We start from the raw sequence: 18,736 nt of genomic DNA, 5'->3' as shown, positions 1-18,736 counted from the left end.
CCCCCGGACACGCAGACGGCCGTTCCCGCCGCGAATGCGGTGGGAACGGCCGTGGAGTCGCCGGAGGCCTCAGCCGAGCAGCTGGCGGCCCATGACGAGGCGCTGGATCTGGTTCGTGCCCTCGTAGATCTGCGTGATCTTCGCATCGCGCATCATCCGCTCGACGGGGTGGTCGACGACGTAGCCGGCACCGCCGAGGAGCTGGACGGCGTCGGTGGTGATCTCCATCGCGGCATCGGAGGCGAAGGCCTTCGCCGCGGCTCCGAAGTACGTGAGGTCGGCGTCACCGCGTTCGCTCTTCGCCGCCGCGGTGTAGGTGAGCTGGCGGGCGGCCTCGAGCTTCATGCCCATGTCGGCGAGCATAAACTGGATGGCCTGGAAGTCGGCGATGCGCTTGCCGAACTGCTGGCGCTCCTTGACGTAGTTCAGCGCGTAGTCAAGCGCCCCCTGCGCGATGCCGACGGCCTGCGCGGCGATCGTCACACGCGTGTGGTCGAGGGTGCGCAGCGCGATCTTGAGACCCTCGCCGGGTTCGCCGACGATCCGGTCCCCGGGCAGGCGGACGTTGTCGAAGAGGAGTTCGCGCGTGGGCGATCCCTTGATGCCGAGCTTGCGCTCCTTCTCCCCGAAGGTGAACCCCTCGTCGGACTTCTCGACGACGAAGGCGGAGATGTTGCGGCCCCTAGCCCCATCGGGGTCGGTGACGGCCATGACCGTGTAGTACTCGGAGACCCCGGCGTTCGTGATCCAGGTCTTCACCCCGTTGAGGATCCAGTCGTCCCCGTCACGGGTCGCGCGGGTCTTCATCGAAGCGGTGTCGGAGCCGGCTTCGCGTTCGGAGAGTCCGTAGGAGAAGCCGGCCTCTCCGCGGGCGACGGGGGCGAGGTACTTCTCCTTGATCGCCGCGTCTCCCCCGAGCTGGACGGGCATGCTCCCGAGCTTGTTGACGGCAGGGATGAGGGAGGAGGACGCACAGCCGCGGGCGACCTCCTCGATGATGATCGCCACGGCCAGGGCGTCGGCCCCGACTCCCCCGTACTCCTCGGGGATGTGCGCGGCGAAGAAGTCGGTCTCGACGAGCGCGTCGTGGGCTTCCTGGGGGTACCGGGATTCGGCGTCGACCTCGGCGGCGAAGGGGGTGATCCGCTTCTCGACGACGTCACGCACCGCCTGGCGGATCTCTTCGTGCTCTTCACTGGGCTGGTAGAGGTCGAACATCGTGCTCCTTTGACTGATCGATCGTTCAGTCAACAATTATTGCCCGAGTGCCGCCCCTTTGTCGAGGGCGACCTGACGCAGGCGGGCCCGATGCTCGTCGAGGCGGGAGCGGATCCGCGCCGACTCCTCGTCGGTCCCGGCGCCGAGGATGCGGGCGGCGAGAAGGCCCGCGTTCTTCGCTCCGCCGATCGAGACCGTGGCCACGGGCACGCCGCCGGGCATCTGGACGATCGAGAGCAGAGAGTCCATCCCGTCGAGGTACTTCAGCGGCACGGGCACGCCGATGACCGGCAGGGACGTCATCGAGGCGATCATGCCCGGCAGGTGGGCCGCTCCCCCGGCCCCGGCGATGATCACCCGCAGTCCCCGGTCGGCGGCGGTCTTCGCCCACTCGACCATGTCCTCGGGCATCCGGTGGGCGGAGACCACCTCGGCGGTGGAATCGATGCCGAGTTCGCTCAGCGCCTCGGCGGCCTCCCGCATCGTCGGCCAGTCCGAATCGGATCCCATGACGATCCCGACCGGGGGCCTCGCCGAGGCGGCTGCCCCGGTGCTCGTCTCTTGTGCAGCTGCCATGTCAGGCCCTTTCGTCGGGGTCCGCAGCGCCGGAGCGTGCGGGTGCGGTCGCGGGGACTCCCGCGGGTGCGGGCATCTCGGGATGGGGGTTCGGGTCGACGCCGGCGATGAAGTCCGCGGCATGCCTGGCCCGGGCGAGGACGAGCTCGCGATCGGAGCCGTAGGCGTTGACGTGGCCGACCTTGCGGCCCGGACGCACGCCCTTGCCGTAGAGGTGGACCTTGACCGCGGGATCGTGGGCCATGACGTGGAGGTAGGGCTGGTAGAGGTCCTCGTGCTCGGCGCCGAGGATGTTGACCATGACAGAGACGTCCTCGCGGGCCTCGGGGCTGCCGAGGGGCAGGTCGAGGACGGCGCGCAGGTGCTGCTCGAACTGGCTCGTCACCGACCCGTCCTGGGTCCAGTGGCCGGTGTTGTGCGGGCGCATGGCGAATTCGTTGATGAGGAAGCCCTCAGGGGTCTCGAACATCTCCATCGCCATCACCCCGGTGACGTCGAGGGCGCCGGCGACGGTGAGGACCGCCTCGGTGATGGCGCGCGCCTTCTCCTCCGGCAGTCCCGGGGCCGGGGCGATGGCCTCCTTGCACACCCCGTCCTGCTGCCAGGTCTCGACGACCGGCCACACGGCGGTCTGGCCCATCGGGGACCGGCCGACCATGACGGCGAGCTCCCGGGTGAAGTCGACCTTCTCCTCGGCGAGGAGGACGGGGACATCGCTCAGCCAATCGGCCACCTCGGCGGAATCGGTGATGACACGCACGCCCTTGCCGTCGTAGCCCCCGCGCGGGGTCTTGGCGATGAACGGATACCCGACCTCGGCGGCGAAGGCCTCGGCATCGGCGGTCGAGGTGATCTCCGCCCACCGCGGGTTGGGCAGTCCGAGCTCGTCCATGCGCCGGCGCATGAGGATCTTGTCCTGGGCGAAGATGAGGGCCTGCGGGCCCGGCCGGACCGCGTGTCCGGCGGCGACGAGGGCCTCGAGGTGCTCGGGCGGGACGTGCTCGTGGTCGAAGGTGAGGACGTCGACGGTCTCGGCGAAGGCCTTGAGCGCCGCAAAGTCCGTGTAGTCGCCGACGACGACGTCGTGGATGACCTGGGCCGCCGGGGAGTCGGCGGTCTCTGCGAGGACGGCGAAGCGGACTCCGAGGGCCTCTGCTGCGGGGGCGAGCATGCGGGCCAGCTGGCCTCCGCCGATGACGCCGATGGTTGGAAAAGTCACGCACCCATCCTAGCGGCGGCTCCCAGCCGGGCCACATCGGCGCTGTCGTACGATGGACCTCGTCGAAGCCGCGCGTCAGGGGACAGGAGGGCACCGTGGGCCGCACCCGCGCCGAGCTCTCCCGCCTCGCGAAGTTCACCGCGGTCGGGGCCCTCGCGTTCCTCGTCGACCTCGCCGTCTTCAACCTCGTCCTCTTCACCACCGACATCGGCCCGCTCATCCCCAAGGTCGTCTCGGTCGCCGCGGCGACGACGGTGAGCTGGCTGGGATCGAGGCACTGGACGTTCCGCGACGGCCGCACGAGCCGACCGTGGCGCGAGGCCATCGGCTTCTTCGCCGTCAACGCCGCAGGCCTCGGCATCGCCGGACTGTGCCTGATCATCAGCCACTACGTCATGGGCCTGACCTCGCCGTTGGCCGACAACATCTCCGGCAACGTCGTCGGCGTGCTGCTGGGCAACGTCTTCCGCTACGTCATGTACTCCCGCGTGCTCTTCCGCGTCCCCGGCACCTCCTCGCCGAGGCGGGAGGTCGTCGTCGGCGCGTCCTCGGACGACGAGCCGTGCGTCGACGTCCCTGCCCGACGGTGACAGCGGTGACCGTCGCGGTCGCACTCCCCCGGAAGGCAGCGCTCACACCACGAGGAGCGGGATCCGCAGTTCGGCGTCCGTCGTCGCTCCGTGGTGTCCGATGAGGGCGAGCGCCGAGGCGGACTCGGTCTGCGAGTCGACGACGGCGAAGCCGTCGGTGCACACGGCGATGACGTCGCCGATGCGGCCGAGCACACGCGGATCGACGGGGCCGAAGTAGCCTCTCGCGATCGCCTCGGCGCGCGGGAGGACGAGGGCCCGGTCGCCCAGGGTCTCGGTCCAGGCGGCCGCGACGTCGGCCTCGGCTCCGGGCTGCGCGTAGAGATGGAGGGCCCTGGGCTCCCCGCCGAGGTGGCGCAGCCCCGCCTTGAGGTCGGGGGCGTCGACGAGGTCGAGGCGACGATCATGGTCGATGTCGACCATGCCGTGGTCGGCGGTGACGACGAGCGCCGAATCGTGGGGCAGGTCCTGGGCGAGACGGGAGAGCGCGCCGTCGATGCGTTCGAGCTCCTCGCTCCAGTTCGCCGAGTTCGATCCGCTCACGTGCCCGGTCTTGTCGAGGTTGCCCCAGTAGAGGTAGACGAGCCGGGTGCCCGGCGCCCTGACCTCGGCCAGCGCCTGCGCGGTGCGCTCCTCGAGCGTCTTCGACGCGCGGAAGCGTCCCCCGCGCAGGGAGGCGCGGTTGAGGCCGCGCCCGGCGAACTTCGCCTCGCCGAGGCTGACGACGTCGACGCCGGCGCCCTCGAGTCGTTCGAAGAGCGTCGCATCGGGCACCCACGTGAGCGGGTCGACGTCGAGATCCCACGTGAGCTGGTTGAACACGGCGTCGCGGGAGGGGTCCAGCAGACGGTAGCCGACGACTCCGTGGGCTCCGGGCAGACGACCGGTGGCGAGCGAGGACAGGGAGTTCGCCGTCGTCGATGGGAATCCCGTCGAGATCGGCCGCCTGGTCGAGGCGAGCGACCGGAAGAAGGGGGTGTAGCCGCTGTTGCGGCTGAGCAGCTCCTCGCCGAGCCCGTCGACGAGGACGACGACGACGGTGCGCGCCTCCCGGTCGAGGCCGAGCCCCTCGGCCCGCCTGCCGGCGGTCTCATCGAGGATGTGACCGGCACCGAGGGCGAGCGACGCGGCGGGGACGACGTCGGAGAGCAGCGGCCCCGCATAGTCGGGAGGACCGAGCAGGGTCGAGAGGTCGACGCCGTCGGTGTCGGGGGCGGTCATCAGCGACGCGCTCGGAGGCGGGCGTGGAAGACGGCCTGACGCAGCCGGTCGGCAAAGGCCGCGATCCGGTCGACGGCCGCCTGCCCTTCGGCTTCGGCGGAGACGCGGAGGACGACGTCCTCGGCGAACGTCGACCCGCCGTAGCCGTGATCGCCCATGCAGTCGGGGTCCCCGCACGTCTCGGGGAAGGCCTCGATGCGGCGGGCGGCACCCCACGAGAGGGTGAGCGAGACCTCGACGGGAGCATCGCCGGGAGCGTAGGAGGCGGGGTCGGTGAAGGTGCGCCCGACCATGACGGTGCCGAGTCGTTCGAGTTCGATGTCCTCGCTGCTCGTCACCGCCCTGGCTCTCCCGCCGGGAGCCGCTGCCGGGTCGTCGTCGACGTGGGCGAGCAGCAGCCTCGTCTCCGTGAGGACGAAGGCGGTGACATGACGGTGGATCGACTCGATGTCGACGTGCGTGTCGATGTGGACGAAGTGGCTGAGCACCGGCTCGCCGAAGAGGGAGTCGGCGAGGATGCCCTGGGTGAGCTGCGGATAGTATCCGGCCGACTGGAGGTCGCGGACGAGGACTTCGGGTAATGCCATGGACTCCATTGTGCCGTACTCGCCGCCTGTGCCGAGTCCGCGGCCCGCCTATGCTTGAGGCATGGAAGACTATCCTGCCGGGTGGGAAGCCGATGTCGTCCTCCGTGACGGCGGCACCGCCCATCTGCGCCCGATCGTGCCCTCCGACGCCGATGCGCTCGCGCGCATGCACGAGGCGCAGTCGCCGGAGTCGATCTATCTGCGCTTCTTCGCGCCCCTGCCCAAGCTGCCCCAGCGCGACCTCGACCGCTTCGTCAACGTCGACCATCACGACCGGGTGGCGCTGGTGATGACGATCGGCGACGACATCATCGGGGTCGGTCGCTACGACAGGATCTCCCCCACCTCGGCGGAGGTCGCGTTCAACATCGCCGACGCCCACCAGGGGCGCGGGATCGGCTCGATCCTCCTCGAGCACCTCGCCGCGGCCGCTCGGGAGTCGGGCCTGCGGAAGTTCACCGCCGAGGTGCTCCCCCAGAACCGCTCGATGCTCCAGGTCTTCCAGGCCGCCGGCTACGAGGTCAGTCGCGGCTTCGACGACGGGGTCGTCGCCGTGACCTTCGACATCGACCCGACGGCGCGGTCGATCGAGGTCCAGGCCACCCGCGAGCACCGCGCCGAGGCGAAGAGCGTGCGCACCGTCCTCCATCCCTCCTCGGTCGTCGTCATCGGGGCGAGCCGAAAGCGGAACTCGACGGGCAACCTCCTCATCCGCAACATCGTCTCCGCCCATTTCACCGGCGAGCTCTGGGTCGTCCACCCCGAAGCGGACCAGGTCGCGGGCGTGCCCGCGTACCCCAGCCTCGGCGATCTGCCGGGCACCGCCGACCTCGCCGTCATCGCGGTGCCTGCCGACTCCGTCACCGAGGTGGTCCAGGAGTGCGCAGCCCACGGCGCCAAGGCCGTCCTCGTCATCTCCTCGGGCTTCGCCGAGACCGGACGCGCCGGCGCCGAGCTGCAGCGGCAGGTCGTCGCGACCTCCCGGGCGTACGGGATGCGGCTCATCGGACCGAACTCGTTCGGGATCGTCAACGAGGCCCCCGATGTCCGGCTCAACGCCTCGCTCGCCCCGTTCCTCCCCGAACCGGGCACGCTCGGGCTCTTCAGCCAGTCGGGGGCGCTCGGCACCGCGCTGCTCGCGACGGCGAAGAACCGGGGCCTGGGCATCTCGACGTTCGTCTCCGCGGGCAACCGCGCCGACCTCTCCGGCAACGACCTCCTCCAGTACTGGGAGGAGGACCCGGCCACGCACACCGTCGGCCTCTACCTCGAATCGATCGGCAATCCGCGGAAGTTCTCCCGCATCGCCCGCCGCGTCTCCCGGGTCAAACCCGTCATCGTCGTCAAGTCCGATGTCACGGGGCGCGAGCTGCCGCCCGGGCACGTCGTGCGCACCTCCTCGCTCGCCCCGCACGCCCTCGACCAGGTGCTCGGTCAGGCGGGCGTGGTCCGTGCCGACACCGTCCACCAGCTCTTCGACTTAGCCCAGGTCTTCTCGACCCAGCCGCTGCCGGCCGGACGCCGGGTGGGTGTCATCGGCAACTCGGCGGCGCTGTCGACGCTCATCGTCCAGCGCGCCCGGGCCGAGGGGCTCACCGTCGAATCCGCCGTCGTCTCCCTCCATCCCGAGGTCGATGCCGAGACCTTCGGGGAGGCGCTCGAGGCGATGTACGACCGCGACGACATCGACTCCGTCATCGTCACCTTCACCCCCTCGGCCGGGGCCGAGGAGAACGAGATCGCCGCCCGTCTCGCCGAGGCCGCCGCACGGTCCGCGAAGACGACCGTCGCGTGCTTCCTCGGCATCCACGGCGTCCAGGACGAGCTCACGAGCTTCCTCACCGACTCCGAGGGCAGACGCGTCACCCACACGGTGCCGAGCTACTTGGGACCCGAGGACGCAGTGTGGGCGCTCGCGCGCGCCACCGACTACGCCCGCTGGCGCTCTGCCGACCACGGCCGCTTCCTCGAGATCGAGGACCTCGACGACAAGGGCGTGCGCGAGATCGTCGATGAGGCGCTCACCGGCGCCGCCCCCGGCTGTCCCGTCGTCCTCTCCCGAGAGCGCGCGCGGGAGCTGCTGGCCTGCTACGGGATCGAGACCGTCCCGTACATCACGGCCGCCTCGGTCGCCGAAGGACTGCAGGCCGCGGAGACGATCGGCTACCCGGTCGCGCTCAAGGCCGTGACGAAGTCGCTGCGCCATCGGATGGAACTCGGCGGTGTGCGGCTGAACATCGACACCCCCGAGGAGCTCACCGAGGACTTCACCGCGATCCAGGACCTCATCGCCTCCCTGCCCTCGGACGAGGAGCCGCTCATCGACGTCCAGGCCATGGCCCCGCCCGGCGTGCCCTGCGTCATCCGCGCCGGAGAGGACCGCCTGCTCGGCCCGATGCTCTCGTTCTCCCTGGCCGGGGACACGACCGAGCTCCTCGGCGACGTCGAGCACCGGGTCGCACCGCTGACCGACAAGGACGCCGGGGAGATGATCCGGGCGATCAAGTCCTCGCCGAGGCTGTTCGGCTATCGCGGGCTGCCTCCGGTCGACATCGACCCCCTCATCGACGTCCTCGAACGCCTCTCCGTTCTCGTCGAGCGCCACCCGCAGCTCCTCGACATCGAGATGCATCCGATCGTCGCGACCGAGACGACGAGCTACATCCTCGACGTCCGCATCTCCCTGCTCGCCGACGCCACCCGGATCGACACGACGCGGCGCCTGCTCAGCTGAGGGCTCCGCCGAGACATCCGACGTCTGCGGCGCACCTCGGGTATCGTCGGAGGTGCAGGGGTCCGCGTCGGACCGCCGGGCCGGCACCTGGCCGACAGGGATCGTCCGGTGCGACGACAGTGCCGCTGTTCGGGTCGAAACGCCTGCCCATGGGCGCGGGCGACCCGATTGGTGGGAACCGACTGGCAGTTTGGCGAGTCATATACCAATCCCCCGAGCGAACATGTAGTGTCTGTATCCGTTCGAGCATGAATAGTTATGCATTTGTGCCCAAAACCCCGCGGCCGGACCCGGCCGCTGTCCGTGACCCCCAGTGGTCATTCACCGTCAGCAGGCACTCCTGCGCTGCAGGAGCGCCCACGAGAGCGAGGCAGAGAGCATTGATCTCACGCAAAGATGTCGTCACGGATTCCGCGATCGCCGTCGTCGCCGAGCAGGGAGTCCGCGGGCTCACACACCGCGCCGTCGACGCCATGGCAGAGCTGCCGGTGGGCTCGACATCCAACGTCTACCGCACCCGCGACGCCCTCGTCACCGGGATCCTCGAACGGATCGGCGAACTCAACGCCCGTCAGTTCGACCGGCTCGTCGAGAACACGGCGGCCGGCGGCACCCCGCTCGCCGATGCCGCCGTCGGACTGTGCTTCGATCTGCTCACCACCGACCGCGACCGCTTCTACACCTCCGTCATGCTCAGCCTCGACCCCGCGCTGCCGGCGGAGGCGCTCGCGGCGAAGCGGTCGAACATGGCGACCGTCGACTCGTTCGTCATGAACCTCTGCGGCATCGACGCCGACCTCGCCCGCCGCATCACCAGCTCGGTGCTCGGCATGATGATCGCCGAGCTCATGTCCGGTTCGCCCTCCCGTGAGCACGTCGAGGCCTACATCGGCGAACTCTCGAAGTGGATGAACGACCTCCCGCGCTCGTAGCAGGACTCTCCCGTCCACGGTGCCCCTGACCACCGCCTCGGCGGGGCGGAAGCGACACGAGACCCCGAGGTGGGCCTGGGAACACGATTCGAACGCTAGAATCGACGGGTGCCGCCGCTGAGGGACAGCGGACGCGAGTGTGTGACAGGAGTTCCATGACCGAAGGCAGAGTCATCGATGTCGACGTCTCGGCGGAGATGGAGAGTTCCTACCTCGAGTACGCCTACTCGGTCATCTATTCGAGAGCTCTGCCCGACGCCCGTGACGGCCTCAAGCCGGTGCAGAGGCGCATCGTCTACCAGATGGGCGACATGGGACTGCGACCCGACCGCGGCCACGTCAAGTCCTCGCGCATCGTCGGTGACGTCATGGGCAAGCTCCACCCGCACGGCGACTCCGCGATCTATGACGCGCTCGTGCGGCTCAGCCAGGACTTCATCATGCGGGTCCCGCTCGTCGACGGCCACGGCAACTTCGGTTCCCTCGACGACGGACCCGCCGCCCCCCGCTACACCGAGGCGAGGCTGACGACGGCGTCGATGCAGATGATCGCCGGCCTCGACGAAGAGGTCGTCGACTTCGTCCCCAACTACGACAACACGCTCACCCAGCCCGACGTCCTGCCCGCCGCGTTCCCCAACCTCCTCATCAACGGGGCCTCGGGCATCGCCGTGGGCATGGCGACGAACATGGCCCCGCACAACCCGGGTGAGGTCATCGCCGCGTGCAGCCACCTCATCCGCAATCCCGACGCCGACCTCGCCGAGCTCATGCGCTTCATCCCGGGACCCGACCTGCCCACAGGCGGGCGGATCATCGGCCTCGACGGCGTCCGGGAGGCCTACGAGACCGGCCGCGGAACCTTCCGGACCCGGGCGACGGTCTCGATCGAGAACATCAACGCCAGGCGCAAGGGCATCGTCGTCACCGAGCTGCCCTACCTCGTGGGACCGGAGAAGGTCGTCGCGAAGGTCAAGGACGCCGTCGGGGCGAAGAAGCTCACCGGCATCGCCTCGATCGACGACTACTCGGACCGGAAGAACGGCCTGCGGCTCGTCATCGGGATCAAGAACGGCTTCAACCCGGAGGCGGTCCTCGCCGAGCTCTACCGGCAGACCCCGCTCGAGGAGTCCTTCGGGATCAACAACGTCTGCCTCGTCGAGGGCCAGCCGCGCACCCTCGGGCTGCGCGAGCTCCTCACCGTCTACCTCACCCACCGCATCGACGTCGTGCGCCGGCGCACGGTCTTCCAGCTGCGCAAGGCCAAGGACCGCCTCCACCTCGTCGAGGGTCTGCTCATCGCGATCCTCGACATCGATGAGGTCATCCAGCTCATCCGCTCCTCCGATGACGCCGCGACCGCGCGGACGAGGCTCATGGACGTCTTCGACCTCTCGGAGCTCCAGGCCACCTACATCCTCGACCTGCAGCTGCGGCGGCTGACGAAGTTCTCGCGTCTCGAACTCGAGGCCGAGCGCGACGAGCTCAAGGAGCGCATCGACTACCTCGAGAGCCTCCTCGCCGACGAGGCGAAGCTGCGCGAGCTCGTCGCCTCCGAACTCGAGGCGACCGCGGAGATCATCGGCACGCCCCGCCGGACCGTCCTCATCGAAGGGGCGATGAAGGAGCTCACGGCGAAGGGGAAGAAGGCCCCGGAGAACCTGCGGATCGCCGATGCACCGACCCGCGTGCTCCTCTCGACCTCCGGTCGGATCGCCCGCACCTCGGATGCCGCGGTGCTCGCCCGCTCGGGCAAACGCGCGAGCCACGACGCCCTCGTCTCCGAGGTGGTCGCGACGACTCAGGGCAAGGTCGGGGCGCTGACCTCGACCGGCACCCTCCACCTCGTCGACGTCGTCGACCTTCCCGCGCTGCCGCCCGGTGCCTCGCGGCCAAACGTCGCCGGCGGGGTGAAGGTCGCCGAGTACGCGGCGCTCGAGAAGAACGAGAAGGTCATCGGGCTCATCGACCTCGAGCGCGAGTTCCTCCTCGGCACAGCCGAGGGCGTCGTCAAGCGCGTGTCCGTGGCGGGCCGTCCGAACAAGTCGGAGTGGGACGCGATCGCCCTCAAGGGCAAGGACACCGTCATCGGCATCGCTCAGCCCCGCGACATCGACGCCTCGCTCGCCGTCTTCGTCACCTCGGCCGCGCAGCTGCTCGCCTTCGACGCCGCAGGCCTGCGGGCCCAGGGATGGAACGCCTCGGGAGTTGCCGGCATCAAGCTCGGCGCCGAGGCGAAGGCGATCTTCTTCGGGGCCGTCCCCCGCGAACCCGATGAGGAGATGTCGCTGTCGGTCGTGACGATCGCCAGCGGCGAGAACTTCTACGGTGCGCCGTCCTCGTCGATCAAGGTGAGCGAGTTCGTCGAGTTCCCCACGAAGGGACGGGCCACCTCGGGTGTGCGCGCCCACAAGTTCCTCAAGGGCGAGACCGAGCTCTCGCTCGCCTGGGTCGGCGACTCCCCGCAGGCGGCCGCGCAGGCCGGAGGTGCACGCACGCTGCCCGGTGAGATGTCGCGCCGTGACGGGACGGGGTCCCCGCTCGAGTCCAAGATCGACGTCATCGGCACGCTCCCCCGCCTCGGCGAACCGGGCGAGGACGTCACCGGCGGCGGAGGCGCCGACGGTGCGGAGGCCGATGGCTCCGGGGGCGCGTCGGCGGGCAGCGGACGCTCCGGCGAAAGCTCTCAGGGCGACAGCGGTGCTTCGGGCAGCGGTTCGCCTCAGGCGGCCCGTTCCGGCGGGCTCGCCACGAGCCTCGACGGTCTCGACCTCGATGCCGACGACGCCCGCGAGGCGATCTCGCGCGCCCGCATCGACACGGACAACGGCGTCATCGTCTCCCACGACGAAGACGATGCGGACGACGGCGACGACTCAGCGCTGTTCTGACGGCGGACACGTGCGGGAACGCGCGTACGTTCCCGCAGCAGCACGTCCTACCCGTAGCGTCGTGTCGCACCCCGGACGCCACGTCATCCCGATCGCTCCGCAACCCGCACCCGCGGCGCCTAATCCACCCCGTGCAACGGGAGGTTTTGGGGCTAAGAGGGCGGGATGCGCTGAGTGGGCGGGATGCGAATTGCTCTCCGCCAAGGGGAGGCTCCGGCGCCAAGGGTGCGGGGTAAGAAAGCCGCAGCATCGCCCCGCCGCAGCGTCCGCCCCTCGCCGCGCCGCCGCGCCTACGACTCGTCGTCGAGGTCGAGCTTCATCCGTGCCGCGGTGCCGCGCTCCATCCGGCAGATCCCGGTCTCGCCGAGTCCCTGGAGAGTGAGCGAGCCGCGCGGTTCGAAGACGTAGGCGTCGGAGGTCGAGAGCACCCGCGCGGTCTCCTCGTCGGTGAAGATCGTTCCCGGCTCGGCGACGGCGGTCAGCCGCGCTGCCAGGTTGACGCTCGAGCCGAAGATGTCGCCGAGGCGCGAGAGCACCCGCCCCCACACGAACCCGACCCGTGCCTGCGGCAGATCGGCGGCCGCGGTGACGCGCTCCATGAGCGACATCGCGATCTCCGCGCCGGCCAGCGGGGTCTCGGCCGCGAAGAACACCTCGTCGCCGACGGTCTTGATGATGCGCCCGCCGCCGGTGGCGACGATGTTGTAGCAGATGCCCTGGAACTCCTGGACCATGTTCGCCAGCTGCCTCGGCTCCATCTTCTGCGACAGCCGCGTGTACGAGACGAGGTCGATGAAGCCGACGGCCCGGGCCAGCGGCATCGACGAGTCGTACCAGCCCTGCCGGTTGTCCATCGCCAACCCGTCGGAGACGTTGACGTTGAGCCGCCCCATCACCTCGGCGAGGTTGCGCCGCCACGAGTACGTGAGCATCTTCTGCAACGGGTCGATGAGGTCCTCGATGACCTCGAGTGCCTCCCGACGGGCCTCGGGTTCGCTCAGGCCCTTCTCCTCGGTGAGGTATTCGACGATCGTCTCCATCTGCCACACGACGAGGCGGTCCGTCGTCTGCCCGATCGCACGCGCCAGCGACAGCGCGGTCTCCTGGTCGATGAGTCCGTCCGCGACGGGCTTCGCCCACATCCGCAGCGCGTGCGCATCGCTGACCGTGTACGCCTTGTCGTGCGCATCCGTCTGCGCCATCCCCAGCGCCCGCCACATCTTCCGCGCCGACACCGTCGAGATCCCGCCGAGCTTCGCCGCCTCCCGGCGATCGAGCACGCGCTTACCGTCGAGGAGGATCTCCTCGAGCCGCTCGGCCGCCGTCCGCGTCTCGTAGACCGGATCGTCGTCGTCATCGTCGACGATGTCGATCGCCGAGGTGCGCGGGTCCTCGTGCAGTCCCTCGGAGAAGTCGTCGGCCCGGTCGGGCCTGCCTGAGGCACCGTCGTCGACGGATGCCGGGTGTCCGTTGAGCATGTTCGCGGTGATGACCGGCATCGCCGAGGTGGCCGTCAGTTCGCTGTCATCGATCTTCGCTCGCCGGCGGGTCGTGTCAGTGCCGCGTGAGACGGTGTCATCAGAACGGGAGGCGGTGTCATCAGATCGGGAAGCGGCACCGTCGCCGGAACCGGCGTCGGCGATATCGGCGCCGGTGGCGTCGTCTGCGCTGGCGTCACCCGGGCCCCCGTGCGCCGATCCGCTGTGTGCAGAGTCGACGTCCTGCGGTCCGCCGTGGGTCACGCCCTCAACCCTCGACGCGCCGTGTCCTGGGGTTGAGAGCACTGGACCGGGATGCCCCGAGGCGTCCTGTTCACTCGTGCCCGCAGAGGCACTGTCTGCCGAACCGGCCTGTGCAACCGCATCCTGCGCAGGAGCACCCGTCGACGTGTCCTGTGTCGGCGCGCCCTCCGCGTCGTTGCCCGCCGTGGCACTGCCCCCGGCAGCGCTGTCCGCCGGACCACGGTTGACCGGCGCGTCCTGTCCCGCAGCGTCTCGCGAGGCGTGCTCCCGCGCACTCTCGTCGTTCCGACGGTGCTCGACATCGTCCGCGGGCACGGCGGCCTGCCGGGTGTCCTCACTCATCATCTCGCGGTCGTCCCGGCAGCAGAGGTGTCGGTCCCAAGGGCCGGTCGCAGATGGTGGACGTCGCCGGCGCTCACAGTGGTCCGGTCGTCGATGATGAGGTCCCCGGACGGGTCGAGCCCGGTGGCCGTCCCGATGAGGTGGCTGCCGTCGGGCCGTTCGACCTTGACCCGTGTCCCCAGCGTCACCATTCCCTCGCGCACCTTCTCCGCGATCCGGCTCCGGCTGAAGTCCTCGTCACCATACTCGTCGATCTCCCTCAGGGCAGGAATGAGCGTGCTGAGTATCGACACTAGCAACGCTTCATGATCGATCTCTGAATCCGGCTGACCGAGCTCGATCGCCAGCGAACTCGCGTCTTCCCGCACGAGGTCTTCAGCCGCGAGCCGGGTGTTGATCCCCATTCCCAGGACGATGCGCGGACCCGAGTCGATCATCTCGATGCGCGCGAGGATCCCGCACAGCTTCTTCCCCTCCGCCGTGAGGACGTCGTTGGGCCACTTGAGGACCGCGGGAACCCCCGCCTCGGCGACGGCCTTCCGGACGGCTTCGCCGGTGAGCAGCGGAATCCAGCCCCAGGACTCAACCCCGGTGCGGGGCGCGAGGAGGATCGAGAACGTCAGTGACTTCCGCGGCGGCACCGTCCACGTCCGCCCGAGCCGACCATGGCCGGCGCTCTGAAAGTCGGTGCCGAGGACGGTGAACGCCGGCAGCTCGGCCCGGTCCGCGCCGCTGCCGACGACAGCGCCGGCGACGTCGCGGACGGGATGGCCGACCGCCTCGGCGGGGTGGGGATCGAGGTGCTCGGGCTTGCGGACCAGGGCGGCGAGCTCGTCGTTCGTCGACGAACAGGACTCGTCCCAGACGACGAGGGGAAGGTCGAGCCCGACGGCCTCGGCGCGGGCGCGCAACGAGCGGACGTCGACGAGGAAAGGCGCGTGTTGGCTGGTCACCAGTCCACTCTAGATTCTTTTGGTGGGAGTGCACAATGAACTCGTGCGCCCTCGATAAGGTGGGGGCATGACGGAAACCCCACGCACCACCGCCGAGCGCATCGACGCCTTCCTCGAGCGTCGCGACGCCGCCCACACCGGCAACGAGAAGTCGGTGGAGAACCAGCACAAGCGCGGCAAGCAGACCGCCCGGGAGCGCATCGACCAGCTCCTCGACGAGGGATCGTTCCAGGAGGTCGACGAGTTCGCCCGCCACCACAACACCCAGTTCGGGATGAGTGCGAACCGCCCCGACGGTGACGGCGTGGTCTGCGGTCTGGGCACGATCGACGGGAAGACCGTCGCCGTCTTCGCCCACGACTTCACGGTGCTCGGCGGGTCGCTGGCCGAGGCGAACGGCCGCAAGATCGTCAAGGTCCAGAAGCTCGCGCTCAAGCTCGGCTGCCCGATCATCGGCATCAACGACTCCGGCGGCGCCCGCATCCAGGAGGGCGTCGGTTCGATCGCGCTCTTCGCAGAGATCTTCCGCCTCAACGTCGCCTCGTCGGGAGTCATCCCGCAGATCTCGCTCATCATGGGTCCTTCGGCCGGCGGTGCCGTCTACTCCCCGGCGCTCACCGACGTGACGATCATGGTCGACAAGATCAGCCACATGTACATCACCGGCCCGGACGTCATCAGGACCGTCACCGGTGAGGAGGTCGGCCACGAAGAGCTCGGCGGCGGCCGGACGAACAACACGGTCTCGGGCAACGCCCACTACCTCGCCAGCGACGAGGAGGACGCCCTCAACTACGTCCACGACCTGCTGTCGTTCCTCCCGCAGAACAACCTCGACCCGGCCGACGCCGACGTCTTCGAATCCGACCTCGAGCTCACCCCCGAGGACGAAGCTCTCGATGCGCTCATGCCGGATTCGCCTTCCCAGCCCTACGACATCCTCGACGTCGTCACCACGGTCCTCGACGACGGCGAGTTCCTCCAGGTCTCCGAGCTCTTCGCCCCCAACGTCGTCACCGGATTCGGTCGTGTCGAGGGCGTGAGCGTCGGCGTCATCGCCAACCAGCCGATGCAGCTCGCCGGCACCCTCGACATCGACGCGTCCGAGAAGGCCGCCCGCTTCGTCCGCCTCTGCGACGCCTTCAACATCCCGATCCTCACCTTCGTCGACGTCCCCGGCTTCCTGCCGGGCACCGACCAGGAGCTCGGCGGCATCATCCGCCGCGGCGCGAAGCTCATCTACGCCTACGGCGAGGCGACCGTCCCCCTCATCACGCTCATCACCCGCAAGGCCTACGGCGGAGCGTACTGCGTCATGGGGTCGAAGCAGCTCGGCGCGGACATCAACCTCGCATGGCCTTCGGCGCAGATCGCCGTCATGGGTGCCCAGGGGGCGGCGAACATCGTCTACCGGCGCAAGCTCAAGGCCGCCGAGGAGGCCGGTGAGGACGTCGATGCGCTGCGCGACGAGCTCATCCAGGACTACGAGGACGCTCTGCTCAACCCGTACCTCGCCGCCGAGGAGGGCTACATCGACGCGGTCATCAAGCCGAGCGAGACGCGGGCCCGCATCGTCCGCTCGCTGCGGGCGCTGAAGAACAAGCACGTCGACGCTCCCGCGCGCAAGCACGGTAACATCCCCCTATGAGCGAGGATTCGACGCAGACCGCCGAGCAGAGCACGGCACCGAGCGACGGTGCCGTGTCCGAGGCGAGCACTGGGACGCCAGTGACCTCAGTCGAGGACCGCGCCGTGGTCCACGCTGACGACGGTCAGCCGGTCAGCGACGAGATGGCCAGTGCGGCCGCGGTCGCCGCGGTCGTCGCGATCCGCCAGGTCGCTCTCGCCTACGCCGCCCACCAGGCCGAGGCGCTCGCCCAGGTCGAGACGACGAAGCACGACCGCGCCGGGTTCAATGCGCCCCGGCGCAACGTCCGCCGTCGTCTGCCCCAGACCTGGACGCAGCCGCTCGGTCGCTGAGGCCGGTCGGCGGGCGCTCAGTCGGTACCGGCGGTGAAGATCGCCCGCAATTCCGCGAAGAGCTCGTCAATGATGGGGTCCGGTTCGCCCTCGTCGCGGCGCAGCCGCATGAACGTCGCCTTGATTGCCATCATCGCCACCGCCGCGAGCACCTCGGCCCGGTAGGAGACCGCGGGCCAGTCCTCGGGGCAGCCGTTCGGGGTCCCCTCCCCCGCCGAGGCGGTCGTTGGGTCCCCGGCTGAGTCGACCGCGGCACTCGCCCCTTCCGTCGCCGAGGCGGTCGCTGAGTCGCGCGTGCCCGTGACGTCAGACTCTGCCGACCCGTCGGCTGCCGTCGCGTCGAGGCGGCGCTGGATCATCTCGCGGAACAGGCGCTCGTTGTTGCCCATCCGCGACATCTGCAGCTGCATGAGCTGAGGCTCCTGCTGGAGGACCCGGTGGTACTGGTGCATCTCCTCGCGGCGGCGCAGCCGGCTGCGGACGACTGCGGCGAGGAGTCCCTCGAGGTCGCTGAGCATGTCTCCCGTCGGTCCGCCCGCCTCGAACTCGGCGATGACCGGCTGGTCCTCGTCGTCGAAGACGGTGTCGGAGCGCCCGAGCAGCGCCTCCTCTTTGTTCGCGAAGTAGTTGAAGAACGTCCGCCGGGAGACTCCTGCGCGTTCGCAGATCGCCTCGATCGTCACATCGGCGTAACCGCTCTCGAGGGTGAGCTCGAGCGTGGCTCGGCGCAGCGCCCGCCCGCGTTCGCGCTTCTTCCGCTCGCGCAGGCCCTCCGGCCGGTCGGCTGCGGTCACGTCGGCTGCTGAAGACATGCCGACATTATTGCACTCCGTGCATTTTCATCTCAATCCCGTCTCGGCCCCGCGGCAACTGACGTCAGTAGCCGAGCTTCGCGTTCGCGAGGACGGGAACCGCCTCGGCGGCCTCATCGGCGAGACCGAGGTCGATCTCGACGATCTCGAGCGTCTCCTCCCCGCCGAGGGAGACGACGACGTGCCCGTACGGGTCGGCGACGAGGCTGTGGCCGACTCCCGTGGGGCCCTTCGGGGGCACGTCGACCCCGCTGACCTCGGGATCGGCCTGGCCGAGAGCGACGACGAACATGTTCGAGTCGATCGCCCGGGCTCGAGCGAGCAGCTCCCACTGCTCGACCTTCCCCGGCCCCGAACCCCACGATGCGGAGACGATGGCGAGGCGAGCGCCTCGGCGGCTGAGTTCGGCGAAGAGCTTGGGGAAGCGGATGTCGTAGCAGATCGCGATCCCCACGGCCTCTCCGCCCAGGTCGACGACGGCCGGTTCCTCACCGGCTGCGACGGTGTCGGACTCCTTGAACCCGAAGGCATCGTAGAGGTGGATCTTCGCATACTCGGTGCGGGTGCCGTCGGGCGCGTAGACGGCGAGCAGGTTGACGACCTTGCCGCCGGAGACGGCGAACTCCCCGGCGATGACGGTGGTATCGGCATCGGCGGCCAGCACGGTGAGCGCCTCGCGCCAGCCCTGCGCCTCGGTCTCGGCGCTCTCGCGCAGGCCACGCCCGAACGCGGACATCGTCGCCTCGGGGAAGACGACGACGTCGGCGTCGGCCTCGGCGGCCCGGCGGGTGTAGTCGCGGACCTTCTCGAGGTTGGCCGCGACGTCGGTCGTCGTGTTGATCTGGGCGAGTGCGAGTCTCATCGCGATCCTCCTGCGGCGGACGGTCGGTGGGCTCCTCTCAGGCTACTCGTGTCCCGACCTCGGGTCACCCGCCGTCC

General features: G+C 69.5%; 15 protein-coding genes. 6 read left to right on the top strand and 9 right to left on the bottom strand.

Going from position 1 to position 18,736, the window contains the following annotated elements; genetic code table 11:
• Positions 1–69: 69 nt before the first annotated feature.
• From AC0VYB_RS06115 to AC0VYB_RS06105, 3 genes are read right to left on the bottom strand one after another with little or no spacing between them, the layout of a single operon-like run.
• A complete protein-coding gene (locus AC0VYB_RS06115) occupies positions 70–1,218 on the bottom strand; it encodes an acyl-CoA dehydrogenase family protein (protein ID WP_009374816.1) in 1,149 nt (382 codons plus the stop codon).
• A gap of 36 nt (positions 1,219–1,254) precedes the next feature.
• Positions 1,255–1,794 carry a 5-(carboxyamino)imidazole ribonucleotide mutase gene (gene purE / locus AC0VYB_RS06110; protein ID WP_475385088.1) on the bottom strand — a complete coding sequence of 180 codons (540 nt, stop codon included), beginning with the start codon at positions 1,792–1,794 and terminating at the stop codon, positions 1,255–1,257.
• Between the two features lies 1 nt (position 1,795).
• Positions 1,796–2,965: a 5-(carboxyamino)imidazole ribonucleotide synthase gene (locus AC0VYB_RS06105; protein WP_475385258.1), complete on the bottom strand. Its 1,170-nt coding sequence runs from the start codon at positions 2,963–2,965 to the stop codon at positions 1,796–1,798.
• 143 nt (positions 2,966–3,108) lie between these two features.
• On the opposite strand from AC0VYB_RS06105, the gene AC0VYB_RS06100 reads away from it, so the two are divergent.
• Positions 3,109–3,603: a GtrA family protein gene (locus AC0VYB_RS06100; protein ID WP_095375690.1), complete on the top strand. Its 495-nt coding sequence runs from the start codon at positions 3,109–3,111 to the stop codon at positions 3,601–3,603.
• 42 nt (positions 3,604–3,645) lie between these two features.
• Here AC0VYB_RS06100 and AC0VYB_RS06095 read toward each other — a convergent pair whose 3' ends face one another.
• The gene (locus AC0VYB_RS06095; RefSeq protein ID WP_101624558.1) at positions 3,646–4,824 is read right to left on the bottom strand and encodes an alkaline phosphatase family protein; all 1,179 of its coding nucleotides are present in this window, start codon (positions 4,822–4,824) and stop codon (positions 3,646–3,648) included.
• On the bottom strand, positions 4,824–5,411 hold the full coding sequence (locus tag AC0VYB_RS06090; RefSeq protein WP_095375688.1) for a DUF5998 family protein: 588 nt from the start codon (positions 5,409–5,411) through the stop codon (positions 4,824–4,826). The genes AC0VYB_RS06095 and AC0VYB_RS06090 overlap by 1 nt, the downstream gene beginning before the upstream one ends.
• A 61-nt stretch (positions 5,412–5,472) precedes the next feature.
• Here AC0VYB_RS06090 and AC0VYB_RS06085 point away from each other — a divergent pair, with 61 nt between their 5' ends.
• From AC0VYB_RS06085 to AC0VYB_RS06075, 3 genes are all read left to right on the top strand, one after another.
• The gene (locus tag AC0VYB_RS06085) at positions 5,473–8,145 is read left to right on the top strand and encodes a bifunctional acetate--CoA ligase family protein/GNAT family N-acetyltransferase (RefSeq protein WP_009374810.1); all 2,673 of its coding nucleotides are present in this window, start codon (positions 5,473–5,475) and stop codon (positions 8,143–8,145) included.
• Positions 8,146–8,525: 380 nt separating this feature from the next.
• Positions 8,526–9,077, top strand: coding sequence for a TetR/AcrR family transcriptional regulator (locus AC0VYB_RS06080; protein WP_009374809.1), 552 nt, complete (start codon positions 8,526–8,528; stop codon positions 9,075–9,077).
• A gap of 155 nt (positions 9,078–9,232) precedes the next feature.
• Positions 9,233–11,968, top strand: coding sequence for a DNA gyrase/topoisomerase IV subunit A (locus AC0VYB_RS06075; protein ID WP_193338768.1), 2,736 nt, complete (start codon positions 9,233–9,235; stop codon positions 11,966–11,968).
• Positions 11,969–12,258: 290 nt separating this feature from the next.
• On the opposite strand, the gene AC0VYB_RS06070 is transcribed toward AC0VYB_RS06075, so the two are convergent.
• A complete protein-coding gene (locus AC0VYB_RS06070; RefSeq protein WP_236586888.1) occupies positions 12,259–13,710 on the bottom strand; it encodes an adenylate/guanylate cyclase domain-containing protein in 1,452 nt (483 codons plus the stop codon).
• A gap of 341 nt (positions 13,711–14,051) precedes the next feature.
• Entirely contained in the window at positions 14,052–15,005 is a 954-nt protein-coding gene (locus AC0VYB_RS06065; RefSeq protein WP_131248372.1) for a biotin--[acetyl-CoA-carboxylase] ligase, read from the bottom strand.
• 67 nt (positions 15,006–15,072) lie between these two features.
• On the opposite strand from AC0VYB_RS06065, the gene AC0VYB_RS06060 reads away from it, so the two are divergent.
• A complete protein-coding gene (locus AC0VYB_RS06060) occupies positions 15,073–16,653 on the top strand; it encodes an acyl-CoA carboxylase subunit beta (protein WP_193338769.1) in 1,581 nt (526 codons plus the stop codon).
• Positions 16,650–16,985, top strand: coding sequence for a hypothetical protein (locus tag AC0VYB_RS06055; RefSeq protein WP_475385087.1), 336 nt, complete (start codon positions 16,650–16,652; stop codon positions 16,983–16,985). Before AC0VYB_RS06060 ends, AC0VYB_RS06055 begins: the two co-directional genes overlap by 4 nt.
• A 17-nt stretch (positions 16,986–17,002) precedes the next feature.
• Here the strand turns inward: AC0VYB_RS06055 and AC0VYB_RS06050 are convergent, their stop codons facing one another.
• The gene (locus AC0VYB_RS06050) at positions 17,003–17,797 is read right to left on the bottom strand and encodes a TetR/AcrR family transcriptional regulator (protein WP_119296561.1); all 795 of its coding nucleotides are present in this window, start codon (positions 17,795–17,797) and stop codon (positions 17,003–17,005) included.
• 64 nt (positions 17,798–17,861) lie between these two features.
• A complete protein-coding gene (locus AC0VYB_RS06045; RefSeq protein ID WP_475385086.1) occupies positions 17,862–18,659 on the bottom strand; it encodes a carbon-nitrogen hydrolase family protein in 798 nt (265 codons plus the stop codon).
• Positions 18,660–18,736 lie beyond the last annotated feature (77 nt).

The organism is Brevibacterium sp. Z349TD_9, from assembly GCF_056173565.1.
This window is presented reverse-complemented; position numbering and strand designations above follow the sequence as displayed.

What these genes read in the sequence shown, in the direction of transcription:
- AC0VYB_RS06115 (WP_009374816.1), bottom strand. Translation starts at nt 1,218, where the DNA reads ATGTTCGACCTCTACCAGCCCAGTGAAGAGCACGAAGAGATCCGCCAG.
- purE (WP_475385088.1), bottom strand. Translation starts at nt 1,794, where the DNA reads ATGGCAGCTGCACAAGAGACGAGCACCGGGGCAGCCGCCTCGGCGAGG.
- AC0VYB_RS06105 (WP_475385258.1), bottom strand. Translation starts at nt 2,965, where the DNA reads ATGCTCGCCCCCGCAGCAGAGGCCCTCGGAGTCCGCTTCGCCGTCCTC.
- AC0VYB_RS06095 (WP_101624558.1), bottom strand. Translation starts at nt 4,824, where the DNA reads ATGACCGCCCCCGACACCGACGGCGTCGACCTCTCGACCCTGCTCGGT.
- AC0VYB_RS06090 (WP_095375688.1), bottom strand. Translation starts at nt 5,411, where the DNA reads ATGGCATTACCCGAAGTCCTCGTCCGCGACCTCCAGTCGGCCGGATAC.
- AC0VYB_RS06085 (WP_009374810.1), top strand. Translation starts at nt 5,473, where the DNA reads ATGGAAGACTATCCTGCCGGGTGGGAAGCCGATGTCGTCCTCCGTGAC.
- AC0VYB_RS06075 (WP_193338768.1), top strand. Translation starts at nt 9,233, where the DNA reads ATGACCGAAGGCAGAGTCATCGATGTCGACGTCTCGGCGGAGATGGAG.
- AC0VYB_RS06060 (WP_193338769.1), top strand. Translation starts at nt 15,073, where the DNA reads ATGACGGAAACCCCACGCACCACCGCCGAGCGCATCGACGCCTTCCTC.
- AC0VYB_RS06055 (WP_475385087.1), top strand. Translation starts at nt 16,650, where the DNA reads ATGAGCGAGGATTCGACGCAGACCGCCGAGCAGAGCACGGCACCGAGC.
- AC0VYB_RS06050 (WP_119296561.1), bottom strand. Translation starts at nt 17,797, where the DNA reads ATGTCTTCAGCAGCCGACGTGACCGCAGCCGACCGGCCGGAGGGCCTG.
- AC0VYB_RS06045 (WP_475385086.1), bottom strand. Translation starts at nt 18,659, where the DNA reads ATGAGACTCGCACTCGCCCAGATCAACACGACGACCGACGTCGCGGCC.